Origin of the sequence: Halostagnicola sp. A-GB9-2, assembly GCF_030068615.1 — an archaeon.
Classification (GTDB): Archaea; Halobacteriota; Halobacteria; order Halobacteriales; family Natrialbaceae; genus Halostagnicola.
Genome location: NZ_JASJOC010000013.1, coordinates 53,590 through 78,732 on the forward strand (window position 1 = coordinate 53,590; position 25,143 = coordinate 78,732).

Genomic DNA, 25,143 nt, shown 5'->3' on the forward strand with positions numbered 1-25,143 from the left:
TGGGATGGTTACGGTTTGTAGTCGCCCTCGGTGAACAACTACTGGCTGTGCCAATCAGCTGTTACTCCTATCCTCGGTGTGAGGATTCGGAGATACCTGTGTTGTCGCACCCTACTTTTGACACGGGAGAGAGTGTCTTCCGTGTAGACATAGGGAATCCGATACTATCCGATTGCGTAGGCGGGTAGACCGCCTCGGTTACTATTATTACAGCAATAGACTACTTAAAACATCCGTTTAGGAAAATCAATGTGGTTTGGGGCATCATCCGGCGGCTCGTATCCCCGTCCTCAGAAATCAACGATTTCTGATGGGCTGCACGAGAGCTTGCTCTCAGTGAACGCTGTGAACGGCGAGGCTTTACGCCTGCTCTACACGTAACTCAAGATTCCGCTTCTTCCTCAACCGTGACCCACAGATGGGCATGATACTCTGTATCATCAGTTGACGGATCCGATGGAACATCGTCCTCGGGAAACATCAGCCAGAGAATCCGAACATCGTCACCCGTTATCGTCGGCTCGAGATCATACTCATGGTGATAGGATTCATTATGATCGATCGTGGTTTCAATTCGATCCAGTTCACGTTCTTCTGTAATAACGGTCTCATTGCCTTCGATTTCAGCCGTTTGCTCGAGGGCAACGATTGTGTAGTCCATCGTTTCGTGTTCATCATTATCAATACCTACAACGAGTTCCTGACTTTCTCCGTGAACGAACTCCGTTGGATAGTCTGAAGCCACGAGGTCACCGTCATCATCTTCGGTCAGGATATAGACTGCAGAAAACTGCTCACCCTGTGGCGGGACCACGATAGCGAATGTAACCGTACCAAGTGCCAGGACGACCGAGAGAGCCAGCAGAACGTTCAGAACGCCATCGAATCGTGTTTCTGGTTCGAATACTTCTGATTTCGCCGTTCGATACCACTCACGGTATGGGACATTGAATCGCTCTTTTTCAGGGAGTCTCCAGCGGCGAACTGCCGCAATTGCAGTCACGAGGACTGTGAACCCAGTCACTGTGATCATAATTGGGACCAATCGAATCCCCCATGGGGTGAAATTCAACACAAGTCCAAGCAACGGAACGATCGCGATGCTCAATCCAAATGAGAGAGCAACGCGCTCAATACCATCGATTCCAGAGCGATCCGATGGTGTGAGTGCCGAGTTCCCCGCAGAAGAATCCGACGACGTTGTATCGGATTCTCCCTCCGATTCCATCCAGCCAGTTTCTAGCTCGGCATCATCATCCTGGGTGATAGTCTCAGCGTGAGGGGATTCACCAGCTTCGGGAAACAGCGCTGCAATGAATGCATATCCTGGAATAAACAACACAAAAGCAAGCCCAAGTGGAATCCGAAGCGGCGTATCACGCAATACTGGAGCAAAGACGGCTATATTTACGAATACAGATCCAAGAACGAGTGCTGCTAGATCCGCTGGGAGTTCTCGAAGCGGTTGTGGAAAGTACAACCACAACGATTGTCGGTCGGCCATTCACTTCTAATTCTACATGAGGGCAACAAAAGTCGGTCGATTAAGCATTGGCAAGCTGTTCTCCGTTAGCCGGCACTCGCAGACGGCAGGCGAGCCACCTGACCTGGTTCCTCGACGCCACAGAGCGCACTAGCCGCCTCGAAGGCGTCTTCCGCTTCAGACGGTGAAACATGCTGTGGCGTAAACGCTGCCTGTTCATATGTTTCGGTTAGTGTTCGGAGTTGGGTGCCAGTTCGTGATTCACCCGTAAAATGAGTCTCATACCAGTTGTAGAATTCCCAATGTGTGAATGAACGACCTTGTTCTGGCTGGTCCATTGAATACGTGTTTCGAACAGCCGTGTATGCATTTCTGACTGCGGTATCTTGGCGGCCATTCGAGAGTTGGCTTCCAGCCGTTTCGAGAAGAGGCGCTACAGGTAATTCGGCTTCCGTCGGTGGCTCCTTGTCAACACTTCCGTCCGACATATCAGAGCCCGGTTGCTCAGTCCCTGCCTGACGCTTCCGATACCACAATCCAAGGCCAATTACAGCAAGAAGAGCGATACCACCGCCAATTCCGATCCATAGAACGGTATTCGATCCAAAAAAGGCGGATCCATCTGAAATCACAAGTGTCTGTTCTGCTGTTGCAGGAGCGAAGTTTGAGCCAGCCCCATCATAGCGTGCACTGATCTCGAGTTCGTCAGCTGAATCTGATGGGAGATCTATCAACGTGGAAAAGGACCCATCTTCGTCGGTTGGGACCGTTTTAGCAGTCATTCCTTTGACTTCGATCATAATCGATTCGGTAGCGATCCCATCACCATCGGTCGTCTCAAATGTCCCGCTAACTGCTAGTTGTTCTGTTCCGTCGTTGGCTTCCTCGAGCGTTGGCTCAACGGAAAGTTCAGTATCTGTCTCCACAATCGTCACAGAGGTATTTGCTTCAGTCGCCCCAATTGCGCGGTCCTCATACGGAAACACAGCACTAATCGATTGCTCACCGGCTTCAATATCTGCTGGAATACGTACTGAAGACGAGAACGACCCGTTGTCTACGATCGCTTCCGCACGCTGCTCCTCACCAAGAGTGATTCCAATCGGAACATCGTTGATGGGATGCCCGCCAGCACTGAACTCGCCCTCGACAGTTCTCTCATCCCCGTATTCTAATGCTTCAGGCGGTCCCTCTAAAGTTATCCAAGGGTCAGTCTGTTCAAATGTTACGTTGAGATCAGTTTCACTACCGAGGTACGTTGATTGGTTATCAGGAACGTACTCAATTAGTATTGAATCCGATGAAAGAGGTATCATCGTTGGACGATAGCTAAACTCAACAAAACCGTTATCGTCCGTTTCCGTTGAGATCGTTTTACCTTCTACTTCGAACTGGACGTCTTCGTTCTCGAGTGCGGTCCCATCAGCCGTTTCGATCTCGCCAGAGACTGGTAACGGATCAGTGAAAGATGCTGACTGTGAATCAGGCTCGAGATGGAGGGTGGTCTGGATAAACTCTGTTTGCCGGATGCGTGATTGAGTTTCCTGTGTGGCAGTATTCTCTTCAGTAATAGAATTCCGCGTTTCGGTGAAATCTCGCTCAGTGGACACAGAGATGTGTTCATAAAACCGATCGAGTTCATCACTCGAGGAATTGATTTCATCAGCAAGTTCGTTCAACTCTCGAGCAAGATCGCGCGCTCGATCCTCTTCACCCGCTTGAACGGCCTGTTCGTACTCCTCGAGCGTTTCGTTGTATTCCTCAAGGAGGTCAGCGTAACGCTGTTGCTCTTGGCCCGTTTCCTCGAGGAGTTCCGCAGTCGTGTTCGTTTCGTCCTCATCCGAATCAGGTTGTCCGGTATCGCCAGAGACTTCGACATACTGATCGAATCGTTCAGAATACTCTTCCCCAAGAAGATCTCGGGCCAGATCATACTGTCCCTCGGAAAGTGCGACGCTACTGTCCTCAAGGCGGTCACCAAGTTGATCCTCGAGCCAGGATTCGGTGGTATCTGAATCAGCATCAGCATCGTACTCATCAGGGTTTTGGTGAGGAACGGTTTCATTGGTTTCTGCCCCACTATTAGCAATCGAAAAGCTTCCGTCTGGCTCGGTTGCAGAAACTCCAGTCACGCTAACAGCGACGCAAAGAGAGAGACTGAGCAATAACAGTGCGCAGATAACGGCTCTGCGGGAAACAGTACTCACAAGTTCAGGTTTGTGGCACTAACCAAAAAAGTATCTTCTCAAGAGTTTCGTTTCACAGGCGATCGAGGCGGATGTGCCGACTCTTGAGGCCAGAGGAAGCCGACACTCGAGATTTAGACTATACACATGACACCCTCCCAACTGTAACAAAGAGAGAAGGCACACAAACCGGTACCAATAGCTTCAACATGTGACCGAAGAGTCTGTTGTATATGCGTTTGACGCATCGGCTATGGATGATTTGTGTTCTTGCAGTCGGTCTTGCCGTCCTCGCTCTCATTTTTGCCAGACCCGTGTTACTCGCCGGGGCGGTAATGATCAGCGTCTGGATACTCACCAGGCAGTACCTATTCGTACGGGAACTCTCCAAAGTGGTTGACTCACTATCAGTCAGCCAAACACCATCACTAACAAATCTTCGAACGGAGGACTCGTCGATTGTTACGTTCAGGGCAACACTCGAAGAACCAAGCCCGTTACAGCTCCATTTGGAAGCAGGTATTCCACCTGCTGCGTCGATAACCCAGTTACTCGAGTTGGCAATCGGACCAGGCACAACAGAGCAGACACAGACCGCATCAGCTGAATGGGCGGTTGCTGGAACCCACCAATTCCGAGAGCCACAGTTGACCGCCTCGGATGGCCTCTTTGAAGAAACCGTATCGATGGGAACAACACCTGCTGTGACGGTCGAACCACGAAGTCCACGGAACATGCATGTCGGTGTCGGTGGAACGCGTGTTCCACTGGTCCAGGGTGAACACGAAACAGGACGAACAGGGTCTGGTCTGGAACCCGCAGAACTTCGTGAATACGTTCCAGGTGACACCGCAGAGAAGATTGACTGGAAGGCGACTGCTCGATTGGCAACACCACATGTGAGAACGTACGAGACAGAGACGGATCGGCCGACAGTCCTTGTTTTGGATCAACGAAGCCACCTGGCAATGGGACCAGCAGGCGAAACAAAACTCGATTATCTCAGAGAAGCAGCGATGTCGATTGCAGCAAGTACTCGCCAACTCGGAGATCCGCTGGGACAACTCACAATCGGTGATGAAGGTATTACGAGCCGAATTCGACCGACCAGTGGGTCCGGGACGTATACTACAATCCGTCGTCAACTCCTTGAGCTTGAACCCACGCTCTCTCCTACCAACGCTCAAACGGGCCAAACCCAATACGGGCCACAAGCGGCTACACCAAAGGAATCAAGCGATACACAAAGAGACGTACATCGACAACACAGTCATAGTAGAACGAACCCAACGAATGCACTCGAGAAGCTCGGTACTGATAACAGCCGATTCACGGACCAGCTCAAGCCGTTTTACGAAAATCAAACAGTCTATAGTACCCGAATACGGAATGATCCTTTCTCGAGCGCTGTCGAATCGATCTTGAACGACCGATGGGGGAACGCCCTCACAGTACTCTGTACAGATGATTCGAATCCAACAGAATTGAAGACAATTGTTCGACTACTTCGGGCGAATGGGAACACTGTACTAGTCCTGTTGGCACCAACGATACTCTTCGAATCTGGAGCGCTCGTCGATGCAGAGAGCGCATACGACACCTACCTATCGTTTGAGACGCTTCGGCGCAATATCGATCAACTTGACGGCGTTTCTGCCTTCGAAATTGGCCCCGGAGACCGATTGACATCTGTGCTTACTGCTGGAGGTGCCGATAAATGACAACAGTAGGGATCCCGGAGACACCACGTCTCGAGTCTACGCTCCTAACCGCAGAAACAAAACGAGAATACTTGCCAGAGTTGCTTGCGTATTTATTACTTATTCTCGCTTTCGGAATGACTGGCGGGGTTGTCGGAGGTCTCGCTGGACTCGTAACAGCTCTTGTCTGGTACAAGGTTGGCAACCCGTTTGCATTTGCTGTCGGCCATCTCCTCCTTATCGTTATATTCCCTCACGGAATCGCACTCAGTACCTTTGTCTTAGTCGAGCTTGCCTTTCTTGCAGTACTTATTGGACCATTGGTACGGGCTCGATTCCGTGTCCTACCCATACTAAATAGTATTCTTTGTACACTCCTTTTACTAGGACTGAGTTGGTTCATTATTCATCGCTATTCGCTCTGGCTCGCAACGGTGCTATGTACGGGTATAATTTCTCTCTGTCTCTACACTATCCACCGACACGGGCTCATCACTCTTGGACTCGTCTCAGTAGAGAGCGATGATAAACGAGTAGAAACAACCGAAACAGCAACCCAATCGACTCATGAGTAATCAGAATACCACACTGTCCGAACAGACGCCTGACCATCAGACAGCGGAAACAACCCAAGAAACCACCGATCAACTCGAGCTCGAAGCCCAGCTTGAAGTTCTCCAAGCAGAAAACAAGCGACTTCGAAACGAATATGCGCGTTCTCACCAATCGCAGTATCGAAAGACTTCAATTGGACTGATCGGAGTAGGGGTGCTCGCGTTCATCGGTGGGGGACTATTTCCCGACGTCAGGGAGGTTTTCATTGCTATTGGGGCAACTGGCATCTTCGCAGGAATCCTAACCCACTTTCTCACTCCAGGTCAATTTGTTGCCGCGAGTGTTGGCGAACATGTATATACTGCTTGTGCCCGTCGCGAGTCGGCTATTGCTGAAGAACTCGGACTGCAAGGAGAGTCAGTCTATGTGCCGAATGAACGTGGCAAATCAGCACAGTTGTTTGTCCCCCTCGATGCAGCCTATACAACTCCCAGTGAGGGTTCTGGTCCATTTATCCTCGAATCGGGTAAACGAGGTCTCCTCGTCGAAACAACTGGAGCAGGACTGTTTGAGGAGTTTGAACGATCCCTATCAGGGAATTTTGACGAGACCCCCGCTGTTCTCTGTTCCCAATTGTGTGACGGACTTGTGGAAGTATTCGAACTAGCTGGACATGCAGAGCAGGACATCGATACTGCGGACGGCCGGATCACAGTCGCGATCTCGGACAGCGCATACGGTGCCGTTGATCGCTTCGACCATCCGATTAGCTCATTTCTTGCAGTCGGGCTTGCTATTGGACTCGAACAACCGGTAACAGTTACTGTGGATACCGGTGACCAACGATCGGATTGGTTGGTGACGTGTCGATTCGATAACAATCAAGAGTGATCAGGGTTCGTTCTAGTATATAGACAAGGTCAGATTGTTTGTGAGTCGATTGGCCCACCCTCAGTACTATCGACATCTGGAACCTCAACATCTGAAACAATATTCCCAACCACAGTTTCCGGCTTGATATCGTTGAGTTCGGCATCAGTACCCAGTACAAGACGGTGAGCGAGGATTGATTCTGAAAGTACCTTCACGTCATCGGGAATCGCATAATTGCGTCCGTGTATCGCTGCTCGTGCTTTCGCTCCGTCGAGAAACGCAAGGCTTGCTCGAGGAGATGCACCATGGACGACCTGTGAATGCTCACGCGTTGCTTCGACGAGATCAAGAACATACCCTTTGACAGAGTCAGCAACATAGACATCCATCGCCTGAGACCGAGCCTCGAGGATCTCGCTTGTTGTGACTGCCTGTGTGATGTTCTGCGGTCCGAGTTCCGGGTTCTCATCAAAGCGCTCCAGTAATTCTTCTTCACTAGTGCGATCAGGGAGATCAATAGTGATCTTCAACTGGAAGCGATCTCGCTGAGCTTCTGGAAGTTCGAACACACCTTCCATCTCGACTGGGTTCTGCGTTGCAACAACCATGAACGGCTCTGGAAGTGAAAGAGTGTCACCTTCAATTGTAACCTGCCGTTCTTGCATTGACTCGAGAAGCGCACTCTGGGTTTTCGGTGTAGCACGATTAATCTCGTCTGCGACAACGAGATTTGCAAAGATCGGACCACGTTGGAGTTCGAACTCCCCAAGATTTTCCCGGTAGACATGTGTTCCTGTAATGTCAGCGGGGAGAACGTCGGGCGTCATCTGGATTCGTTTGTACTCAAGATTAGTTGCGTGTGCAAAGAGATTCGCAATGGTTGTCTTCCCAACTCCTGGGACTCCTTCAAGGAGGAGATGTCCTCGAGTCAACAGTGCAATTGTAAGTTGTTCGATTGCTGTATCATTTCCAACGAGGACCTGCTCAGTTTCAGCACGTACTTTGTCGTAGATCGCTTCAGGATTGCTATCGCTTCGATTTGTCCCATCCGTCTCGCTCATTGATTCTCTCTTTCGAGTCGTTCTTGTTAAGGGCTCGTATCACACGTTGTATTCGATCTTCATCCCATTCGGGATGTTCACGTCGAAGATAAGCAACACGAGACTCAGAAGAGAGAGTCTCCGAGCGATCGATCTCGTCTGGTCCCGACAATTGCGACAATCGACCCACCGTAAACAGGGGAGTGCCCTCTCGACGCAAAACGAGTGCAATGGCAGCTATCATACTCCCTCCGATCAGTCCCTGAAGAACTGGCATCGATCGAATCGTAAGTAGTGCATTAGTGAGGGGAGGGAGTTCGTTAGTATGGGAGATATCCATGAGCACGTGTTCTCGGTCTGTATATTGTTGAGCGAGAAATGCACTGTTATCAGACTCCTCATACATCGAGTTGATCGTGATGCTGGGATCGCCGACTAGTATTACTTCACCCTCTTCAACGGATTCAACTGTCGCAACTGGATAACTTCGAAGGTCGGAATCAGCTTCGAGTTCATCGTCAGGACTCGTCCCTAAGTATGCGAAATTGCTCGTCTCGATAAGCACAGTTGCGTTTCCTGGTTCGACCGCCGTCGCATGATTGAGGGCTAACTCGTCAACACCGTCCGTCCGAGAATGGGTCTCGACACCTGTTGCTACGGGCATTGCTGGACCGTTGTTATACGATTCTACATCAAGCACCAACTGCCCATTCGTTCGCGCTTCAGCACCAACCGATTCCAGCAACTCATTCCCGCTCGAGCCGAAATTGTCGAGAATTACTACTGAGCCGCCCCGCTCAAGAAATTGACGGACCCGTTCTGCATCCCCGTCATCATACTCCTCATCAGGAGAAACGATGAACGCAACAGTGTTATCGGGTTCAATATCGTCGTATTGGGTCGTGTCACGGACGAGCTCCCGTTCGATTTCCGGGTTGTTTTCAATATCATCATCAAATTCCCCCGTTCCATCCCATGATGGATTGGTCGGGTCAAACGCCGCAGTAGACGTACTGCCAGCAATTCCAAAGCCGGCGACGACCGTTACCAGAAGAACGGTAAGGAGGACAATCGGCCATTTGATTCCAGTTGGAGACTGGAACAGCCCGAATAGGTTCACGGATCCCCTCCCGAAAGCGAGAAAATCGTACTAGATTGGCATATTTGATTATGGCTCCCCTCCAAAGAAAGAACAGTGCGAGTTTCTCGCCCCACCGTGGGCGGAAGTGAATCGCGTGCGCTCGTCTGCGTCCGCGTATAGTCGATTGTCACAGAACGATCGAGTCTACTGCCTGAAGTCACGGGTAGGGCGGGGTAGTTTACCATGCAAACACCTCCGGAGGTAAAATCTCGAGTATTCGACGAACAACGATGATTCCAAATCCGATTAGTCCGATAACGATTACCCACATCAGACGACGTCGCCATTTTGGAGTGACAGTGACCGGTGCCGTTAGCTCTGTCAAGATGAGAAACCCGATTAGTGTGAGAACAAAGAACAACTCATAGGATAGCGATCCGAGCAGTGTAAGGACAAGAATCGTCGCAACCATCCAAGCGATTTGTCCATATACGAATCGCATACGTCGGCGTGTCGCCATCTACTCGAGTAAACAGTTGGCAAGCACCGTAAATGATACGACTCACAGCCGAACACACAAAGATTGAGCAGTGTCAGTTAACTGCCTCGGGGTCAAGTGGTTCGAGAGACTTGAGAGGTCTGTACCCCCTGTTGAATACAGCCGGAAACGGCCGCATGTCTAAACAATGTCATTACAGCGACTTCTTTAATATCTGAGTGTTTGTCAAGGACTTCCTCAACTTCGGTCGAATAGACGTTCATGCCACCAGTGATGATCACGTTGCTTTTCCGGCCAAGCAAATATACGTATCCGTCCTCATCTATTCGCCCGATGTCCCCGACATGGATCCACCCGTCCGAGAGACTTGCTTCCGTCACCTCGGGACGGTCGTGATACCGCTGCATCGCGTATGGTGCAGTGGCGGGGATTTCTCCTTCTTCGACGGGCTGGATATCATCACCGGTCTGGATGTCGATAACTCGAACCGCAGACATCAGTGTCGGGTGGCCGGCAGAACTCAGTCGAGGGCTCTGTCTAGTTGAGCCAGTTTGAGGAACGAGCAAGTCGTTGAGTTAATTTGGACTCATGCTCGCAAACCTGCTCAGCGAGAGGTACGACGCGGATTTAGAAGAAACTTGTGAGAACGATCGGACAGCGATTGCGTCAGGGCGTTCGCCGTCCGGCTCCACGCAACTGGATGTTTGCTTCGGGAGACAACAACGATTCTCACCGAATTAGGCGTTGAACGCTCTCATGGAGCAGTTTGAAACTGGGTACATCGGCTGGCTGACAGCGTTTCTGACGCTCCGTCGTCCACGAAAACAAAGTTCTCGTGCGGCCTCTTGGAGAGCAAAGCTCTCCAACGGTCGGCGAATCTTCGATTCGCCTCGACATCAGAACGCATCGCGTCCTGAGGACGGCGAAGCCGACGCGGGTCGCGGTTGACGAGACTGCTGTCAAAATTAACGGTGAGTGGTCTTGGTTATTCGATGCAATAGACCTCGACACAAAGTTAATTCTCGACGTCCAGTTGTTCGGACGCCACGACACTGATCTAGCGGCTGCGTTCTTGTATGGAATCCGTGAAAAACACGATCTTTCTGAATCGGTGTTTCTCGTCGATCAGTTTGGCTACCGGACTGCCCTTGCTCGATTAGGATTGAACGATCGGGTTGACTATACCGACCGAAATCTGATCAAAAAGTGGTTTCACACTCTCAAATGCGAGTTGACCGTTTCCACAACTCGTGGGTGGGAAGTCGGGCGAGCGCACGCAAATGGATTGAACAGTTCGTACATTACTACAACCATCAGAGACCGAATCAATAGCTCGGTGGACGAACGCCAGCTGACGGGGTGCTAAAAGTGGACGCGGTTCTTGGAAGCATTCACGAAGCGATGTCCACAGCCGTCAACACCTTAGCATCCGCTTCAGTGGACTGTAACAGGTGATCCGCGCTAGCCGCCTCGAGATTAGCCACAAACTGTGAGCCGCTTAGTCGTCCGAACTCGTCAGCCTAATGCAGATTGGAGTTCATTATCCTAGAAATCGCCCTTCTCCGTGTCGAATTCGGGGTATAGCAGTCGATGTGTCTCCCTGCCTCCGAGGATAGGAGTAACAGTGGATTGGCAAAGCTGACGAGAGATCTGTGTTACCGTAGAATGGACGTTTCGCCCCGCGAGAACCGCTCGTTGACTGCAAACCGCGATATCCTCGCGGCGGTCGAGATTCCGAGGGGCAAATTCCATGAACGATGTGAAGTTTCTATGTATTTGGTTGGGAACGGTTTCGAAGAAACACATCGATAGAGGTGTGTGATTGATATTTGCCTCTACTATCACCAAGTGAAATTAGCTTCTCGAACTCAGACCTTACGAATTGTTCCGTACTTGAGCCTTGACAACACTTTCTACCTCTTCGTGGGAAACCATATCGATCCTCGAGTCTTCCTGGAGCGTCTCGAGGATCGTTTCAGGACGTTCCGCGAACTGAAACTCGAGGAACATTCCAGAGCTTGGCCCGTGACTTCGGCGCTCGAAATCGACGAGCGAGTACGTCGTCATCTCTTTCATCTTATTGACATAGGTCTCCTGGTGGTACTGATCAGCACCGATCGATTCCGTAAGGAACTGATACACGCGGTATCCGGTGGTGCTTCGAGCTGTTTCATCATCCGCCTCGGCCGCAACGGCCGCAGTTGCGTACAGGCAAAGCTTCTTTTGCGTACTAATACCCCGGACGACCTCGAGAACTCGGTTCTTCTCGACTTTGTCCTGTGCTTCGCGAACGTGGTCCTCGCGAACGCGATCGTCACTCTCTCGTTCCGCTAGCTCGCCGGCAACTCGTATCAGATCGATCGCTTTCCGTGCATCGCCATGTGTCTGTGCCGCGAATGCTGCGACTAGTGGAATAACGTCGTCATCGACGACGTCCTCGAAGAACGCATCCTGTCGGTGGTGGAGGATCGACTGGAGCTGATTCGCATCGTAATCATCAAAGTGGACGTCTTCCGGAGTAAACGAACTCAGGGCGCGACTTCCGACAGACTCCATCATTTTCGTGTCGTTGGAAATGGCAACAACGGAAATATGAGCGGTGAGGTCATTGTTTGCTCCGGCTCGAGAGAGTTGGTAGAGGAGCCGGGAGAAGGCTGGCTCTTGTTTATCCCTCCGACCGACAAGCATGTCGAGTTCGTCGAGAACGAATACGGCGGAATCGAAGTTTTCGTTGACGATACGATACAGCTCATCCCACTTTTCTTTCGTCGCAACACCATGTTTCGGGACTGTTACCTCGGTATCAGCTTCCTCCGCTGCCTCACATGCGAGTTCGTAAATAGCGACCCCAAGCGTATCTAGGTCTTGGCAATTAACCTCGATTGTCCCAAATCGAAGATCTCGCTTTTTACAGATTTGGCCAATGTTCTCACAGACAGCCTTCGTGATGAGGGATTTTCCGGTCCCCGACGGGCCGTAGAGAAAGAGGTTTGGGGGACGATTATCGCCAAGAGCGACACGGAGCATCTTGGTTACTTCCTGAAGTTGGTGATCACGACCAACAATTCGATCTTCGGAGACGACGTGGTTCGGATCGAGGAGTGACCGGTCGCGGATGAGTCCCGCTTGTTCATCAAACTCGAGTAACATATCTTCGATCGATTTCGGATCGGCGTCCGTCTCACCGCTCGTAGATGATGGGGTGGAATCGGTTCCTTTCTGGTCAGACAAGTTAGTGGAGTTCCCAAAAGGGGCATCATCCTCCTGTTCTTCCGTAGTAGTATCTGAGAGAAAATCAGATTGCGTCGTCTCCGTGTATTCTGAAAGCTCCTCTTTCTCTCGAGAGCTCTCAGAGTCGTCAGTGACCATGCTATGGTACAGTTCGTCAAGGGTCAAAAGTGTTGCCAACCTCTATCGATGTGTGATTCGGTGTTTGAGTGCGTCGTTTCACCAGATACAGGAGTTTTAAAACTGGGATATATACCATACACACGCTGTTAACGATGTGTCTGCCAAGACGGATCGATACGAGAGAGTAGTAGGGGAGAGACACCCCTCTATCGATGTGTATCTCTCTAGAATTCCATGGGGGCTAAATCGAGCGGGAGGGACCGTTTTTTCAACGCCACTTGGAACGATTTCCCCTGTATCGATTGGAGAACCCATAATCCACCGGTATTAGAGTGTATTTTATATCCACTCAGTTAGGATTGTAGAGTTATGTAGAGATATATCACGAACACATCGAACACTTCGATAGAGGTGTGTGTGAGTGTTGTTCTAGAAAGCTAGAAGAAGAAAGAGAGAATAAGACTGCCTGATACAACCTCTTAGGATGTCTTGGCGTTAATTACTGTCTCTGAGCATCTACAATAGTATTTTACTCGCTCCCGTCGGCAAACACCCCACCCCTTTCTCGAGGCCGCGAACACATCGATAGAGGGGTGTGTCTCTGGCTTCGTCAATATCTCACACAGTTTGACGGTATGTTCTTGGTTCATCTTGATATCCTCTTCCGCTCCAATGAATTACCTACGTTCTGGGAACAGTCCCACAACATCGGACTGGTGGATCGCTAGCAGTGCGAAACCGTCGTTCCCCCTCTCTTCGACCGTGTAGGGATTCCCGGTGTTGTTTTTGTCACAGGGACTCCGGCAGGCGTCGACAGACTCGAGGGTATCGTTTTGCGTGCTTTGATACTGCCGGCTGTACGTCATTCACAATTCCCGTTGCCCCGGTGGTGCGAGAATATTCACGGAGTTACAGCCGGCAGTATGAGCAGTCGGACGTTGACACACCCCTCGAGGATGTGGTGTTCACCGCCTGCTCTTTCGGATACTGTCGTCCGAGAAGCTTCATCGCCGTGATCAAGCGGAACCTTTGGTTTCGCGGACATCGCGAAGTCTGGCGTGACGAAGTCCTGCTGACCTTGCGGGAGCTGTGCCCCCGCTTCGCTTCGCTCAGTCGCGAAAAACATCGATTTTCGGACGACCCGCGTATCCATGGTGTGAACACCGTGGTATCGCGCCAACTCAGCCTCCAATCGCTGATCGGAAACACATCGATAGAGGTGTGTCCCCGGTACCCTCGAGGATATTTGTGAAATCATTAGTTGTTAAGCTCTCTCCTCTTTCTCATTCACTGATGGTAACCGAAGAATGGGTTGAATATATGTCGGTAATTTACACTTTGATACGTCCTGATAGAATTGGTTATTGAGCATCCGTGTATTTGGGTGTAATTGACAATGATGGCGAAGAATATCCCTGAATGAAACACATCGATAGAGGTGTGTCTCTGGTGACCTCGAGGACGTTCTCTAAAACACCTCAAATGTGATACTTATGGAGTTTATTCTCTCATATATGTGGTTATATAAAACGTACCGTAGTGTATTACGATTCTTCGCGAGTCGCTAAGATTTGCTCCGGGACTTCATCAATGTGATCGAGCGCTACCTTTAGCAATGCGTCATGGACTTCTCGAGTCTCCTCGTCTCGGATTTCCATCCGGCGAAGTTCTGGCGTCACCCTGATACCGAGTTTGTCCTCGAGTTCATCCCAGGTTTTGTCGCGGGCATACAGTGGCTTCTGGCGAACTTCGCTGTACTCGAAGCCCGGGCCCGACTCTTCCGGGGGCTCTGATTTTGTGGTTGTCTCTTGTACAGACTCGGTTTGTGCTGGTTCAGTTTGCGTCGTTGTGGCAGTGTTGGAACTTGAGTTGGGCTCACTCTTGTTTTCGGTATCTTCAGTTTCGTTGCTCTCGAGATCGTCAAACGGATTACTCATTTCACTTGCCCTCCGTTTGCGACTATTTTGGCGAGTTCCTGATAGTACGGTATCTGGTCGCTGTCCGGATCGTAATCTTGCAGTGGTTGATCTTCCTGTAGTGAACGGGATAATGCAGATCGGTGTCGAATCCCGGGCTTTGGAGTTTGCATTTCACCGGCATCGATTTGCTCGAACTCATCGGCTGTAATCCGAGCAAAGGATGGGACTGCCTCTTGGAGCGGTTGCCCCTCGTTGACTTCGTAACTCGCCGTATTCAAATTCTCGAGGAGCTCACGATCCTCCGTTTGTTGGTCGATTCGGTCCGAGAGTTTGTTTGGAATTACGGCGAGTACGTCAACGTCGATGTACTCGCGTGCGGGTTCGATGAGTCGCTCCATCGTTCTTTTGTACCCGCCGATTGCGCTCGACCCAGGTTCGATCGGTATCATGACGTTTCCCGAGGCGACGAGCGCATTGTTGTTAAGCATGCCCGGGTATGCTGGACAGTCAAATACCACGTAGTCGTATTCGTCTCCGAGAAGTGGATCGACTATTTTCGACTTGACTCGAGCCGACCCCTGCATTGCTCCTGCGAGATCCTTTTCGACGTCTTCGAGGGTATTTGATGATGGAAGTAAATCGAATTGATGATCTGTTGATTGAATTATGTCGGATGGAGTTGCATTACCTTCGAGGATCACATTTCCAAGATTGGTGTCGCTTTGATATGCCTCTCTAAATCCCAATCCATTGGTTGCGTGTCCGTTCGGGTCAAGATCAGCAAATAGTGTCCGGCCATGCTCTGCAAGTTGTCGTGCAAGATTCATGGACGTTGTTGACTTCCCAACTCCTCCTTTCAATATTACTACACTCACTGCCTGTGGCGTGTCTCTCTCTATTTCCATGTTTACATCCGTGCACTCCTCATCCATAATAGGTCACTATTGTACCTATTGTAGGGTTGGGAGATTTCATTGCTGGACGAGAGAGTCATGACAGTTGATGGGCTTAAAACTATCGAGAATAGCTACTAATGGTACAATAGGTAGCTTAGGAAGCTTTTGTATTGAAGGTGGCTTACCTATCGGAGCTATTGGAGCTACTGGGGCTATTGGGTCTGTTGGTACTATTGAGCCTGTTGGTTCTGTTGGACCTACTGGATCTATTGAACCTGCTAAAGGTGTAGGTAATGTTGTGTCTATTGAGGATATTCTATCTATCGTCTCTGTTATGGGGGATTGGGACTGTGTGCCTATTGTAACTGATGTACCTATTGTGGCAAATGGGGTCGATATACGAAAACTTTCAACACATGCTCATCCGAAATTTCTATTCGAGTTTAATACCCTGGTCTCTGGATCGCTTTTCTCCACGTGTCCCGGCCGTTCGTCCGAATACTGCGGTCACACGCCACTTCTTCTTCCAAATCTTCTTCAGTTGGGGATCTATATGGGTCCAATAGGGAAATAGGTCAAACAGGCAACTCAGAAGAAATAGGTAGCTATCCTACCTATTGCACCTTAGCTTGCATGTGTTCGATAGCTGTCTTGGCTAAGGTAGCTATTGTAACTTCGGGACCTATCCTCACTCTAGTAATGTTCAGATTGAGGATCTCGATTGTGGATCACGATCGCGATCCTCTGTACTATTCAGATGATCAGATCTATCTACTGCCTCAAGTGTAGCAGTGACATCGATGTTTACCTCTTTCGAGTAGTACAGGGCATTCACGAATCGTCTAGTACTGTACCTATATAGTTTGTTGACATCCACAACCTCTTCGCCAAAGGCTTTTTAATGGTATTATGTGTAATTCCATTCAATTCATGAGCAAGTCAGCGGAGCCGGATTTTCAGTCGCTCGTTGACTATCTTGATGGCATAGCAATCTGGATCGTTTCTGATCTGGGAGAGTTTGACCACGTCAGTGCTGGTGCCGAGGATATTTGGGGTATCTCCGCCGAAACCATACGGAATGACCCGTCCAACCTACTTGATCAAATCCACTCGGAAGACGTTAAAACAGTTGTGTCACATATGGAAGCAGCTCCTCAGCAAATCTCTGAGGAATCATACGAGACTCGAGCTGTTCATCCAGATGGGACAGTACGGTGGGTTCATACAAGACAGATTCCGATACGAGATAGTGATGGCACTCTGCAGAGAATTGCCGGTATCTGTACGGATATTACAAGTCAAAAGCACCGTGAGCAAGAGTTTGAAGCACTCAACCGCGTTCTCCGCCACGACATCCGTAACGATTTAAGTATTCTCCTCGGGTGGGGCGAATTACTTGAAGCGTACGTCGATGACGACGGTGAAGCCATATTAGAAAAGATGATGTCGGCTGCAGATCACATCGTGGAACTCACCGAGATTGCCCGGGATTACGCCAAGGCCATCGCAAATCGTGCGGAGATGGAAATCAAACCGGTTTCACTCCGTGCCATCCTCAAACAAGAGGTTGAACTGCGACGCGAATTTTTCCCACAGGCGCAGTTCACGGTCGTTGGCGAAATTCCGGATGTCGAAGTGAGAGCCAACGAGATGCTTTCTTCTGTATTCTGTAATCTCTTGAATAATGCTGTACAGCACAACGAGAAGGATGAGCCTGTCGTTGAGATCCGTGTCGAGCAACGGGACGAGAACGTGACCGTTCACATCGCGGATAACGGCCCAGGAATCTCCACCGAAGTGAGAGATTCACTTTTCAAAGAAGGACAGAAAGGGATAAACAGTTCAGGAACCGGTCTTGGACTCTATCTTGTAAAAACCCTACTTGAACAGTATGATGGGGATATTACGGTCACGGAAAATGACCCAACAGGGACAGAATTTCACGTTGAACTTACTCAACCCGGATAGTTCTCCCTCAACGGTGAATAACTCGTCCTACAGCCTTACTTACCGCATTGATTACTCTCCGTGAGAGTCTGTGGAATTAACACTGTGAGAATACGTCTATGATATCTCTTATCTTTACATATCCGTAATTGACATTCGCCTGATTCTGAGAATAGGTACCTACTGCAGGTAGGTAAGCTACCTCGTATGACTAAGGTAGCTATTGTGACTAAATTACATTTTCCGAACGATAGTGCATTGGTAGTTTTCCCCGACGATGGTGCCATGGTAGTTCCTGAGGTAAGTTCTGCAATTGTGCGAGTGTCGACCTCATCCATAGGCCCTCATAGCTGTAGTCTCGTCCGAGCGGACTGATCTGAACTTGCAATTCTCTCTTGATCACTAGTCAGCCACGACCGACACTGTATACTCTATCTCGCTATACTGAACAAGGTGGTCTGACGATCTCAATTTCGGGATGTGAATATCTACAAACCACTAGAATGCATACAAATTATGTGGGAACAGCGGTTGAACCTATTGACATCTCCATTTAGAACGCTATTGGAGTAAAACACCGGTCACTACACGTACAAATTGAGCGAGAACCATATAGTACAAAGTGTCTTATCAGTGTGAGTCCGCAGATCGCCTTGCAAATCACCCAGCACACCTGAAAGACTTCGGGACGGACAGACCATCAACCTACGAATGTTGGCCAGTTCGTCCACTGATTATAGTGATGATGCCGGTAATGCACTCAACTTGACCAATCGCTAGCTACGGTCACCAAGTCGTACCAAATCGGTGAATCAGCCTGACCTATGTGCTGAATCGGCTTACGGATCAAGTTTCCCTACGAGTACCTTTGCGGCGGTGAGAATCGGGTCCCAGACAGGACTGAACGGGGGCGCGTACGCAAGATCAAGATTCTGGAGTTCGGAGACGGTTAGTCCGGTGGTCACGGCGGTCACAACCGTGTCGATTCGCTTTGTACCCTCGTGGCCGACGAGGCTCGCACCCAGCACGCGCTCGCTTTCCCGATCGGCGACCAGCGTCACGGTGAGGTCGGTCGCATCGGGATAGTAGTGGGGCCGCGTCGGCGCTTCGATCGTCACGTGAACCGGGTCGAATCCAGCCTCACGGGCGCGCTCCGGATCGATCACCCCGGTGCGTGCCACACCGAGGTCGAACGCCTTGACGATCGCGGTGCCGGCCGTTTCACCGGTCGGTGTCGGGTCGTCGGAGACCGTCGAACCGATCGCTCGGCCGGCCCGGTTCGCGATTAACGCCAGCGGGGCGTGATCGGGTTCGCCGGTCACGGCGTTCGTCGCTTCGGCGCAGTCGCCAGCGGCGTAGACGTCCTCGACGTTGGTGCGGCCGTACTCGTCGGTCGCGATCGCACCCGTCGGACCGAGCTCGACCCCGGCTTCTTCCGCGAGTTCGACGTTCGGCGTGACGCCGACACCGACGATGACGAGATCCGCCGGAACCACCCCCTCGTCCGCGAGTTCGACCGACTCGACCGCGTCGCCGCCGGCGAACCCCTCGACGGCCGTCTCGAGGCGGAGGTCGACGCCCTGCTCGCGGAGGTGGTCCTCGACGACGCGGGCCGTCTCCTCGCCGAACGGTTGGAGGACGTGCGGGAGCATCTCGAAGATGGAAACGTCGACGCCGCGTTCGACGAGCGCCTCGGCCATCTCGACGCCAACGTAGCCGCCGCCGACGATCGCTGCCGTCTCCGGATCGACCGCGGTCACGTAATCCTCGATCGCGTCCGCCTCGTCCATGCTACGGAGGGTGAACACGCCCTCGAGGTCGATCCCGTCGAACGGCGGTTCGATCGCACGAGCGCCGGTCGCGATCAGAAGATCGCCGTAGGGGTGATCGAATCGTTCGCCGTTCGCCTCGACGGTGACGGTCTTCACCTGGGGATCGATTGCGACGACCTCGTGGCCCGTTCGGAGGTCGATGTCGCGCTCCTCGCGGAACTCCTCGGGCGTCACGGCGACGAGATCCTCAAGGTCCTCGACGGTGCCCTTCACGTAGTAGGGCATCCCGCAGGCCGCATATGAGACCCACTCTCCCTTCTCGAAGACGATCACGTCTCGGTCCGGGTCCTCGCGCTTTGCCTTGCTCGCGGCGCTCATTCCGGCCGCGTCTCCGCCAACGATGATGAACGGTGCTGTCATGGGAGAGGATAGCTTGCGACCGCCTAAAGTATTACGCAGAGTTCACAATATTGTAGTAACAAACGACGGCCATCCCGCTACACCCGTGATCGGCGGGGTCAGAAAACTCGCTGGACCGTTACTTAAGAACGACGCGACCGTCTGCGTGGACCGTCACGTCGCGCTCCCGGTAGCGAAACTAGACGCTGGCAGGTGGGTTGGGCCGTCCTGGCGGGTCGACTTGAACAGCCGCTCGAGCGCACCCGTGTCGACGATGCCGTGAAGCGGCGGTTCCAGATCGACCGGATCAACGCCATCCGCTTCGGCGACCCGTTCAACGACGCGCAGGCTCGGTCGCTCCGCCGGTCCATCGCGCTGTTCGGTTCTCGTCATCAGACGAGCAACTGGATGTCGGACTCGGCCATATGCTGGAGTGCAGTCGCCGCGCCGACACCCGTGGTGACGCCGTCGTAGAAGTCGTCTTCGTCGTAGTCCATCAACTCGATCGTCATCTGGCAGGCCTGCAGGTCGACGCCTTGATCGAGCGAGAGTTCGATCAACTCTTCGATAGTGGCAGTCCCGTTCTCGTCGATTTTCTTCTCCATCATGCGCGTAGCCATCCGGTCCATGCCGGGGATTGCGGCGACGGCGTTCGGGACCGGCATGTTCGGGTTGCCGACAGCGGAAAGCTTGAGATTCTTTGACTTCTCCTCGTGGAGAATGTCGAGTCCCCAGAACGTGTGGAAGATGACGACGTCCCAGCCGAAGGCGGCGGCTGTACTCCCGAGGATCAGCGGCGGGTACGCCATATCGAAGCTACCCTGTGTGGCGACGATGGTCATCTTCTTCTGATTGTCGCTGGTGTCTGCGTCGACCATCGACTCCTCAAGGTCCTCGACGCGCTCACGCAATTCTTGCATCTCGGCGGCGTCGAACTCCGCTTCGGGATCGGAGTTGGGATCTGCGTCGGCATCCGTCGTCGATTGGTTGTCCGTGCTCATGTTACTCCGTTTTCTTGACGTAGTGGGTGTAGAGGTCGCCGTCCTCGACCTGGTCGAGGAGCTCAACCCCGCCGGTACCATCCGCCCAACCCTGAATGTCGCTCATGCTGCCTGAATCAGTCGCCACGACTTCCAGCACGTCCCCGGCGTCGAGGTCGTCGATCGCCTGCTTGGTCTTGACGATAGGCATCGGGCAGGACTGTCCTTTCACGTCGAGCGTCTCCGTGGTCTCGTATTTTGAACTCATAGTCGATCTCTGTGCTCTGTATTGGAGCTACCATACAATATCAACCACTGCCATAAAAGCATATCGATTATTGCACTGTATACGAACACCCCTGTTTGCAGGGCCAGCGCATATATGCCCGTAGAGCTCCGAAAGCGCGTTCATAGGGTTATTATCTGATTCACTTTGCACGCTATATTGTGGAATTTGGGGACAACTATGCAAACGCTTAAGGGATCGTGGCCGGTACTGAGCAGTGTACAACATGAACGACATGGACTTTCCAACGGCGGACGTCGAGATCGAATCGGTGACGCCAGCCGAGTTGAAAGGACGTATCGACGGAGGAGAGAACGTCACACTGCTCGACGCGCGGATGGAGTCGGATTACGAGGAGTGGCGCATCGACGGCGAGAACGTCGACTCGATCAACGTTCCGTACTTCGAGTTCCTCGACGAGGATATCGATGAGGACGTTCTTGCACAGATCCCGGACGATAGGGAAGTTACGGTTCTCTGTGCGAAAGGCGGTGCCAGCGAGTTCGTCGCTGGCTCGCTCAAAGAACGCGGCTACAATGTGAATCACCTCGAGGAGGGGATGAACGGCTGGGCCCGCATCTACGAGCGCGTCGAGGTCGAACGCTACGACGGCACCGGAGCGCTCTACCAGTACCAGCGCCCCTCGAGCGGTTGTCTCGGCTACTTCGTCGTCGATGGCAACGAGGCGGCCGTGATCGACCCGCTGCGTGCGTTCACAGACCGCTATTTCGAGGACGCCGCAGAACTGGGCGTCGACCTGAAATACGCCATCGACACGCACATCCACGCGGATCACATTTCGGGCGTCCGCACCCTCGTTGAAGAGGGCGTCAAGGGCGTCATCCCCGAAGCATCCGTCGACCGCGGCGTCACCTACGCCAACGAGATGGTCCTTGCCGAGGACGGCGACGAGTTCCAGATCGGTGACGCAACGATGGAGACGATCTACACGCCCGGCCACACCTCCGGGATGACCTCGTATCTGATCGACGACGAGTTGCTTGCGACGGGTGACGGCCTCTTCGTCGAGAGCGTCGCCCGCCCCGACCTCGAAGAGGGTGATGACGGCGCGCCCGAGGCGGCCTCGCAGCTCTACGAGTCACTCCAGGAGCGCGTGCTGACCCTGCCCGACCAGACGCTGATCGGCGGCGCTCACTTCAGCGACGCCGCCGAACCCGCCGAGGACGGCACCTACACTGCACTGATCGGCCAGCTCGAGGACGAGATGGACGCCCTCACGATAGAGGAAGACGAGTTCGCGGAACTGATCCTCTCGGACATGCCGCCCCGTCCAGCCAACTACGAGGACATAATCCCGACGAACCTCGGCCAACAGGAGGTCGACGACGAGGGGGCATTCGAACTCGAGCTCGGTCCGAACAACTGCGCCGCCAGCCAGGAGTCGCTGGCAGGTGACTAACTCAACCCACACCACGTCGAATGGTAACTGAACTCTTCGCACCCGCGCTGTACGAAACGCTGTTCCCTGTTGGCATCAGCCGGTACGCCGTTGGGGGACTACTCGTCGGTCTTGGTGCCGTCGTTATTTACCTTGGCACCGGCATTCCGGCCGGCGCGAGCACGTTTCTCGAGTCGACGCTGTCGTACGTTTCGGACCAGCCGCGGTTCCAGCAGTACGTCAGTTCGCGTGATTGGCGGGTCATTTTCACGCTTGGGATCATCGCGGGCGCAGCCGTCTACGCCCTGACCTTCCAGTCGGGATTGGTCTCGAGTGGCCTTTACGAGCCCGGGACAACCGGCGAGTTGTACGAGGTCGGCGGGATCACGCTCTGGCTCACCGAGGTCCAGCCGTGGCGGCTGTTCCTCGGCGGGATACTGGTCGGGATCGGTACCCGAATCGGGAAGGGGTGTACGTCGGGCCACGGCGTCTGTGGCGTCGGCTCGGCCTCGAAGACGTCAATCGTCGGCGTGATTACGTTCCTGATCGTGGCTATCGGGACTGCCCAGGTCGTGATGGCACTGGGGGTGAGCCCATAATGTCGAAAAGACACCCGCTGTTCATGCCGTTGATCTTCGTCGGCGGCCTGATCTTCGGCTTCGGGCTCGGCTTCAGTCACATGGCCCGCCCGGAAGTCGTCCTAAACTTCTTGCAGTTCGAGGATTTCGGGCTGCTGTTCGTCATGGGCGGCGCGGCGGTCGTCTCCGGCATCGCCTTCGCGCTGGTGCCCCGACTATTCGACCGCGCACCGTTGACGGGCGACACCTACGGCCGACGGCTGAAATCGTTCGACCGCAACGTCCTGATCGGCGGCGCGATCTTCGGCGTCGGCTGGGGCCTGTCGGGGATCTGTCCCGGCGCGGCCTACGCCAGCCTCGGCGTCGGTAACGTCACGATCCTCTGGGCACTGGCCGGCATGTTCGTCGGCGCCTATATCCAAGGCTACTGGCGCAGCCACCGTACCGCGTCGGAGACGTCGGCCACAGGCGCTGACTGACGCTGTTCCACGTCTCGAGCATCAATGGAACTCGCAACGATACTCCTGTTTGTCCTCGCCGCGCTCTCGAGTCTATTCATGGCCTAGGTCATCGGTGCCGGCTCGAGCGGCGCGATCCCGTTTGCTCCCGCAGTCGGTGCCAACGCGATCGGGACGATGAAAGCCGCGTTTCTCGTCGGTATCCTCGGTTTCGCCGGTGCAGTGACCCAGGGGGCGAGCGTTTCCGAATCCGTCGGCGGCGACCTCGTCGTTGGTCTCTCGTTGCCAGTTACGAGCGTCATTGTCGTCCTCTTGATCGGAGCGGGGTTGATGGCGATCGGTATCTCCACTGGCTATCCAATCGCGACGGCACTTACGGTCACTGGCGCTGTGATTGGCGCCGGGTTCGCGCTTGGCGGCGAGCCAGCCTGGGGGAAGTACGCCGAAATCGGCGCGATGTGGGTCCTGATACCGTTTGTCGGGGGCGGACTCGCGTACGCTATCGCCAGCGTGCTTCCCAGGCCAGGCGTTCCCGAACGGATCAGCGTTGCGCTGCTGGCCGGTCTCGTCGGAATAGTTGTCGCAAACCTCGAGTTCGTCCTTCTCAAAAGCGATGGCGGGACACTTGCGTCAGCCGGCGCTACGATTCTCCAGCTCGGCGGCATCGGCGTGGTCGTCGTTTCGTTCGGTGTCGGGACGGTCGCGGCACTTCTCGTTCACTGGGACGTCAGACAGGACGAGACGGGCGGGCTGCGTCGATTCCTGCTCGTTCTCGGCGGACTCGTCGCGTTCTCCGCAGGTACAAGTCAGGTCGGTCTCGCCGTCGGACCACTATTCCCGCTGATCGACGACGTTTCGATCGTTTCACCGATCGCAGTGTTGCTCGGTGGCGGGCTCGGGATCCTCGTCGGTTCCTGGACCGGTGCACCACGGATGATCAAAGCGGTCTCACAGGAGTACGCCTCGCTGGGACCGCGTCGCTCGATTGCGACGCTAGTCCCGTCGTTTCTCATCGTCCAGACGGCGGTCCTGCTCGGCGTTCCAATCTCGTTCAACGAAATAATCGTCAGCGCTGTCATCGGAGCCGGAATCGCTGTCGGCGGGACCGGTGGTATCAGCCCTCAAAAACTCGGGATTACCGTACTGGCCTGGATCGGATCATTTGTCCTCGCGTTCGGGCTCGGTTACGGCGCGATGGCTGTGATCAGTCTCTAATTTCGCCTTTGCTAACGAAAAACGCGTCTAGCTGTGCTGTTCGATTAGTCCCTTCAGGGTCGATCGGTCCTGAGCACCGATCAGTCGCTCGACCGGGTCACCGTCGGCATAGAGTACGAGTGTCGGGACACCAGCTGCTGGGCGAGTTGCTGGTGGGCGTCAACGTTCACTTTCGCGACACCGGCATCGGTTTCGACAGCCAGCGTCTCGATCGTCGGCTCGAGCATCTGACAGGCCCCACACCAGTCGGCGTAACAGTCGACGAGGACGATGTCGTGCTCGTCGACGACCTCATCGAGGTGGGTTGCTCCCTCGATCACGATCGGTTCCGAGGGATTCTTTACCGTGCTCGTTCGTCCTCCAGTGAATCGGTCATCGCGTCCGCGTACGCACTCTGGGGGAATGAATTGTACGTAGAGAACAATACTGTATGATCAACAGTTGATGCCGATGAGGGAGTTGCTCCGAGACCTGCTCCTTTCACAGCGCACTGTTCGAGATGCTGATTCCCGCACGCATCAAGTGA

General features: G+C 53.2%; 21 protein-coding genes and 3 pseudogenes. 9 read left to right on the forward strand and 15 right to left on the reverse strand.

Annotation, left to right across the window (positions count from 1 at the left end; all coding sequences use genetic code 11):
• Positions 1-382: 382 nt before the first annotated feature.
• Complete coding sequence (locus QNM96_RS19965) at positions 383-1,504, reverse strand: DUF1616 domain-containing protein (protein WP_283838565.1); 1,122 nt, start codon at positions 1,502-1,504, stop codon at positions 383-385.
• 65 nt (positions 1,505-1,569) lie between these two features.
• A complete protein-coding gene (locus tag QNM96_RS19970; protein ID WP_283838566.1) occupies positions 1,570-3,690 on the reverse strand; it encodes a hypothetical protein in 2,121 nt (706 codons plus the stop codon).
• Positions 3,691-4,403: 713 nt separating this feature from the next.
• Here QNM96_RS19970 and QNM96_RS19975 point away from each other — a divergent pair.
• Both QNM96_RS19975 and QNM96_RS19980 read left to right on the forward strand, forming a co-directional pair.
• Positions 4,404-5,390 (forward strand): DUF58 domain-containing protein, encoded by a 987-nt coding sequence (locus tag QNM96_RS19975; RefSeq protein WP_283838601.1) that lies wholly within the window; start codon positions 4,404-4,406, stop codon positions 5,388-5,390.
• A gap of 546 nt (positions 5,391-5,936) precedes the next feature.
• A complete protein-coding gene (locus tag QNM96_RS19980; protein ID WP_283838567.1) occupies positions 5,937-6,815 on the forward strand; it encodes a hypothetical protein in 879 nt (292 codons plus the stop codon).
• 29 nt (positions 6,816-6,844) lie between these two features.
• Here QNM96_RS19980 and QNM96_RS19985 read toward each other — a convergent pair whose 3' ends face one another.
• From QNM96_RS19985 to QNM96_RS20000, 4 genes are all read right to left on the reverse strand, one after another.
• Complete coding sequence (locus QNM96_RS19985) at positions 6,845-7,858, reverse strand: MoxR family ATPase (RefSeq protein ID WP_283838568.1); 1,014 nt, start codon at positions 7,856-7,858, stop codon at positions 6,845-6,847.
• Entirely contained in the window at positions 7,824-8,957 is a 1,134-nt protein-coding gene (locus QNM96_RS19990) for a DUF4350 domain-containing protein (RefSeq protein WP_283838569.1), read from the reverse strand. Before QNM96_RS19990 ends, QNM96_RS19985 begins: the two co-directional genes overlap by 35 nt.
• A gap of 199 nt (positions 8,958-9,156) precedes the next feature.
• Positions 9,157-9,438, reverse strand: a complete 282-nt coding sequence (locus QNM96_RS19995; RefSeq protein WP_345782552.1) for a hypothetical protein — start codon at positions 9,436-9,438, stop codon at positions 9,157-9,159.
• 92 nt (positions 9,439-9,530) lie between these two features.
• Entirely contained in the window at positions 9,531-9,914 is a 384-nt protein-coding gene (locus QNM96_RS20000; RefSeq protein ID WP_345782553.1) for a hypothetical protein, read from the reverse strand.
• A gap of 91 nt (positions 9,915-10,005) precedes the next feature.
• Here QNM96_RS20000 and QNM96_RS20005 point away from each other — a divergent pair.
• A pseudogene (locus QNM96_RS20005) lies at positions 10,006-10,749 on the forward strand (IS6 family transposase).
• Positions 10,750-11,292: 543 nt separating this feature from the next.
• On the opposite strand, the gene QNM96_RS20010 reads toward QNM96_RS20005, so the two are convergent.
• The 4 genes from QNM96_RS20010 to QNM96_RS20025 form a co-directional block, all read right to left on the reverse strand.
• Positions 11,293-12,786 carry an orc1/cdc6 family replication initiation protein gene (locus QNM96_RS20010; RefSeq protein ID WP_345782554.1) on the reverse strand — a complete coding sequence of 498 codons (1,494 nt, stop codon included), beginning with the start codon at positions 12,784-12,786 and terminating at the stop codon, positions 11,293-11,295.
• A gap of 883 nt (positions 12,787-13,669) precedes the next feature.
• Positions 13,670-13,921: a hypothetical protein gene (locus tag QNM96_RS20015; RefSeq protein WP_283838571.1), complete on the reverse strand. Its 252-nt coding sequence runs from the start codon at positions 13,919-13,921 to the stop codon at positions 13,670-13,672.
• A gap of 391 nt (positions 13,922-14,312) precedes the next feature.
• A complete protein-coding gene (locus QNM96_RS20020) occupies positions 14,313-14,705 on the reverse strand; it encodes a hypothetical protein (protein ID WP_283838572.1) in 393 nt (130 codons plus the stop codon).
• Positions 14,702-15,592, reverse strand: a complete 891-nt coding sequence (locus QNM96_RS20025) for a ParA family protein (RefSeq protein ID WP_283838573.1) — start codon at positions 15,590-15,592, stop codon at positions 14,702-14,704. Before QNM96_RS20025 ends, QNM96_RS20020 begins: the two co-directional genes overlap by 4 nt.
• A 97-nt stretch (positions 15,593-15,689) precedes the next feature.
• Between QNM96_RS20025 and QNM96_RS20030 the strand changes: the two genes are divergently transcribed.
• Positions 15,690-16,157: a hypothetical protein gene (locus QNM96_RS20030; protein WP_283838574.1), complete on the forward strand. Its 468-nt coding sequence runs from the start codon at positions 15,690-15,692 to the stop codon at positions 16,155-16,157.
• Positions 16,158-16,513: 356 nt separating this feature from the next.
• On the forward strand, positions 16,514-17,551 hold the full coding sequence (locus tag QNM96_RS20035) for a PAS domain-containing sensor histidine kinase (protein WP_283838575.1): 1,038 nt from the start codon (positions 16,514-16,516) through the stop codon (positions 17,549-17,551).
• An 818-nt stretch (positions 17,552-18,369) separates the two neighbouring features.
• Here QNM96_RS20035 and QNM96_RS20040 read toward each other — a convergent pair.
• From QNM96_RS20040 to QNM96_RS20055, 4 genes are all read right to left on the reverse strand, one after another.
• A complete protein-coding gene (locus QNM96_RS20040; protein WP_283838576.1) occupies positions 18,370-19,722 on the reverse strand; it encodes an FAD-dependent oxidoreductase in 1,353 nt (450 codons plus the stop codon).
• 153 nt (positions 19,723-19,875) lie between these two features.
• The gene (locus QNM96_RS20045; protein WP_283838577.1) at positions 19,876-20,094 is read right to left on the reverse strand and encodes a HalOD1 output domain-containing protein; all 219 of its coding nucleotides are present in this window, start codon (positions 20,092-20,094) and stop codon (positions 19,876-19,878) included.
• Positions 20,094-20,702, reverse strand: coding sequence for a DsrE/DsrF/DrsH-like family protein (locus QNM96_RS20050; protein WP_283838578.1), 609 nt, complete (start codon positions 20,700-20,702; stop codon positions 20,094-20,096). The genes QNM96_RS20045 and QNM96_RS20050 overlap by 1 nt, the downstream gene beginning before the upstream one ends.
• A 1-nt stretch (position 20,703) precedes the next feature.
• On the reverse strand, positions 20,704-20,949 hold the full coding sequence (locus QNM96_RS20055; protein ID WP_283838579.1) for a sulfurtransferase TusA family protein: 246 nt from the start codon (positions 20,947-20,949) through the stop codon (positions 20,704-20,706).
• 244 nt (positions 20,950-21,193) lie between these two features.
• On the opposite strand from QNM96_RS20055, the gene QNM96_RS20060 reads away from it, so the two are divergent.
• The 4 genes and pseudogenes from QNM96_RS20060 (at position 21,194) to QNM96_RS20075 (ending at position 24,617) form a co-directional block, all read left to right on the forward strand.
• Positions 21,194-22,387, forward strand: a complete 1,194-nt coding sequence (locus tag QNM96_RS20060; RefSeq protein WP_283838580.1) for an MBL fold metallo-hydrolase — start codon at positions 21,194-21,196, stop codon at positions 22,385-22,387.
• Positions 22,388-22,407: 20 nt separating this feature from the next.
• On the forward strand, positions 22,408-22,965 hold the full coding sequence (locus QNM96_RS20065) for a YeeE/YedE family protein (protein WP_283838581.1): 558 nt from the start codon (positions 22,408-22,410) through the stop codon (positions 22,963-22,965).
• Positions 22,966-22,988: 23 nt separating this feature from the next.
• Entirely contained in the window at positions 22,989-23,423 is a 435-nt protein-coding gene (locus QNM96_RS20070) for a YeeE/YedE family protein (RefSeq protein ID WP_283838604.1), read from the forward strand.
• Between the two features lie 24 nt (positions 23,424-23,447).
• A pseudogene (locus QNM96_RS20075) lies at positions 23,448-24,617 on the forward strand (inorganic phosphate transporter).
• A gap of 27 nt (positions 24,618-24,644) precedes the next feature.
• Here QNM96_RS20075 and QNM96_RS20080 read toward each other — a convergent pair.
• Positions 24,645-24,993, reverse strand: a pseudogene (locus QNM96_RS20080) (thioredoxin domain-containing protein).
• Between the last annotated feature and the right edge of the window lie 150 nt (positions 24,994-25,143).

Coding starts and splice junctions, on each gene's coding strand:
- QNM96_RS19965 (WP_283838565.1), bottom strand. CDS start 1,504: ATGGCCGACCGACAATCGTTGTGGTTGTACTTTCCACAACCGCTTCGA.
- QNM96_RS19975 (WP_283838601.1), top strand. CDS start 4,404: ATGCATGTCGGTGTCGGTGGAACGCGTGTTCCACTGGTCCAGGGTGAA.
- QNM96_RS19980 (WP_283838567.1), top strand. CDS start 5,937: ATGAGTAATCAGAATACCACACTGTCCGAACAGACGCCTGACCATCAG.
- QNM96_RS19985 (WP_283838568.1), bottom strand. CDS start 7,858: ATGAGCGAGACGGATGGGACAAATCGAAGCGATAGCAATCCTGAAGCG.
- QNM96_RS19995 (WP_345782552.1), bottom strand. CDS start 9,438: ATGGCGACACGCCGACGTATGCGATTCGTATATGGACAAATCGCTTGG.
- QNM96_RS20000 (WP_345782553.1), bottom strand. CDS start 9,914: ATGTCTGCGGTTCGAGTTATCGACATCCAGACCGGTGATGATATCCAG.
- QNM96_RS20010 (WP_345782554.1), bottom strand. CDS start 12,786: ATGGTCACTGACGACTCTGAGAGCTCTCGAGAGAAAGAGGAGCTTTCA.
- QNM96_RS20015 (WP_283838571.1), bottom strand. CDS start 13,921: ATGGATACGCGGGTCGTCCGAAAATCGATGTTTTTCGCGACTGAGCGA.
- QNM96_RS20020 (WP_283838572.1), bottom strand. CDS start 14,705: ATGAGTAATCCGTTTGACGATCTCGAGAGCAACGAAACTGAAGATACC.
- QNM96_RS20025 (WP_283838573.1), bottom strand. CDS start 15,592: ATGGAAATAGAGAGAGACACGCCACAGGCAGTGAGTGTAGTAATATTG.
- QNM96_RS20030 (WP_283838574.1), top strand. CDS start 15,690: ATGGGCTTAAAACTATCGAGAATAGCTACTAATGGTACAATAGGTAGC.
- QNM96_RS20035 (WP_283838575.1), top strand. CDS start 16,514: ATGAGCAAGTCAGCGGAGCCGGATTTTCAGTCGCTCGTTGACTATCTT.
- QNM96_RS20040 (WP_283838576.1), bottom strand. CDS start 19,722: ATGACAGCACCGTTCATCATCGTTGGCGGAGACGCGGCCGGAATGAGC.
- QNM96_RS20045 (WP_283838577.1), bottom strand. CDS start 20,094: ATGACGAGAACCGAACAGCGCGATGGACCGGCGGAGCGACCGAGCCTG.
- QNM96_RS20050 (WP_283838578.1), bottom strand. CDS start 20,702: ATGAGCACGGACAACCAATCGACGACGGATGCCGACGCAGATCCCAAC.
- QNM96_RS20055 (WP_283838579.1), bottom strand. CDS start 20,949: ATGAGTTCAAAATACGAGACCACGGAGACGCTCGACGTGAAAGGACAG.
- QNM96_RS20060 (WP_283838580.1), top strand. CDS start 21,194: ATGAACGACATGGACTTTCCAACGGCGGACGTCGAGATCGAATCGGTG.
- QNM96_RS20065 (WP_283838581.1), top strand. CDS start 22,408: ATGGTAACTGAACTCTTCGCACCCGCGCTGTACGAAACGCTGTTCCCT.
- QNM96_RS20070 (WP_283838604.1), top strand. CDS start 22,989: ATGCCGTTGATCTTCGTCGGCGGCCTGATCTTCGGCTTCGGGCTCGGC.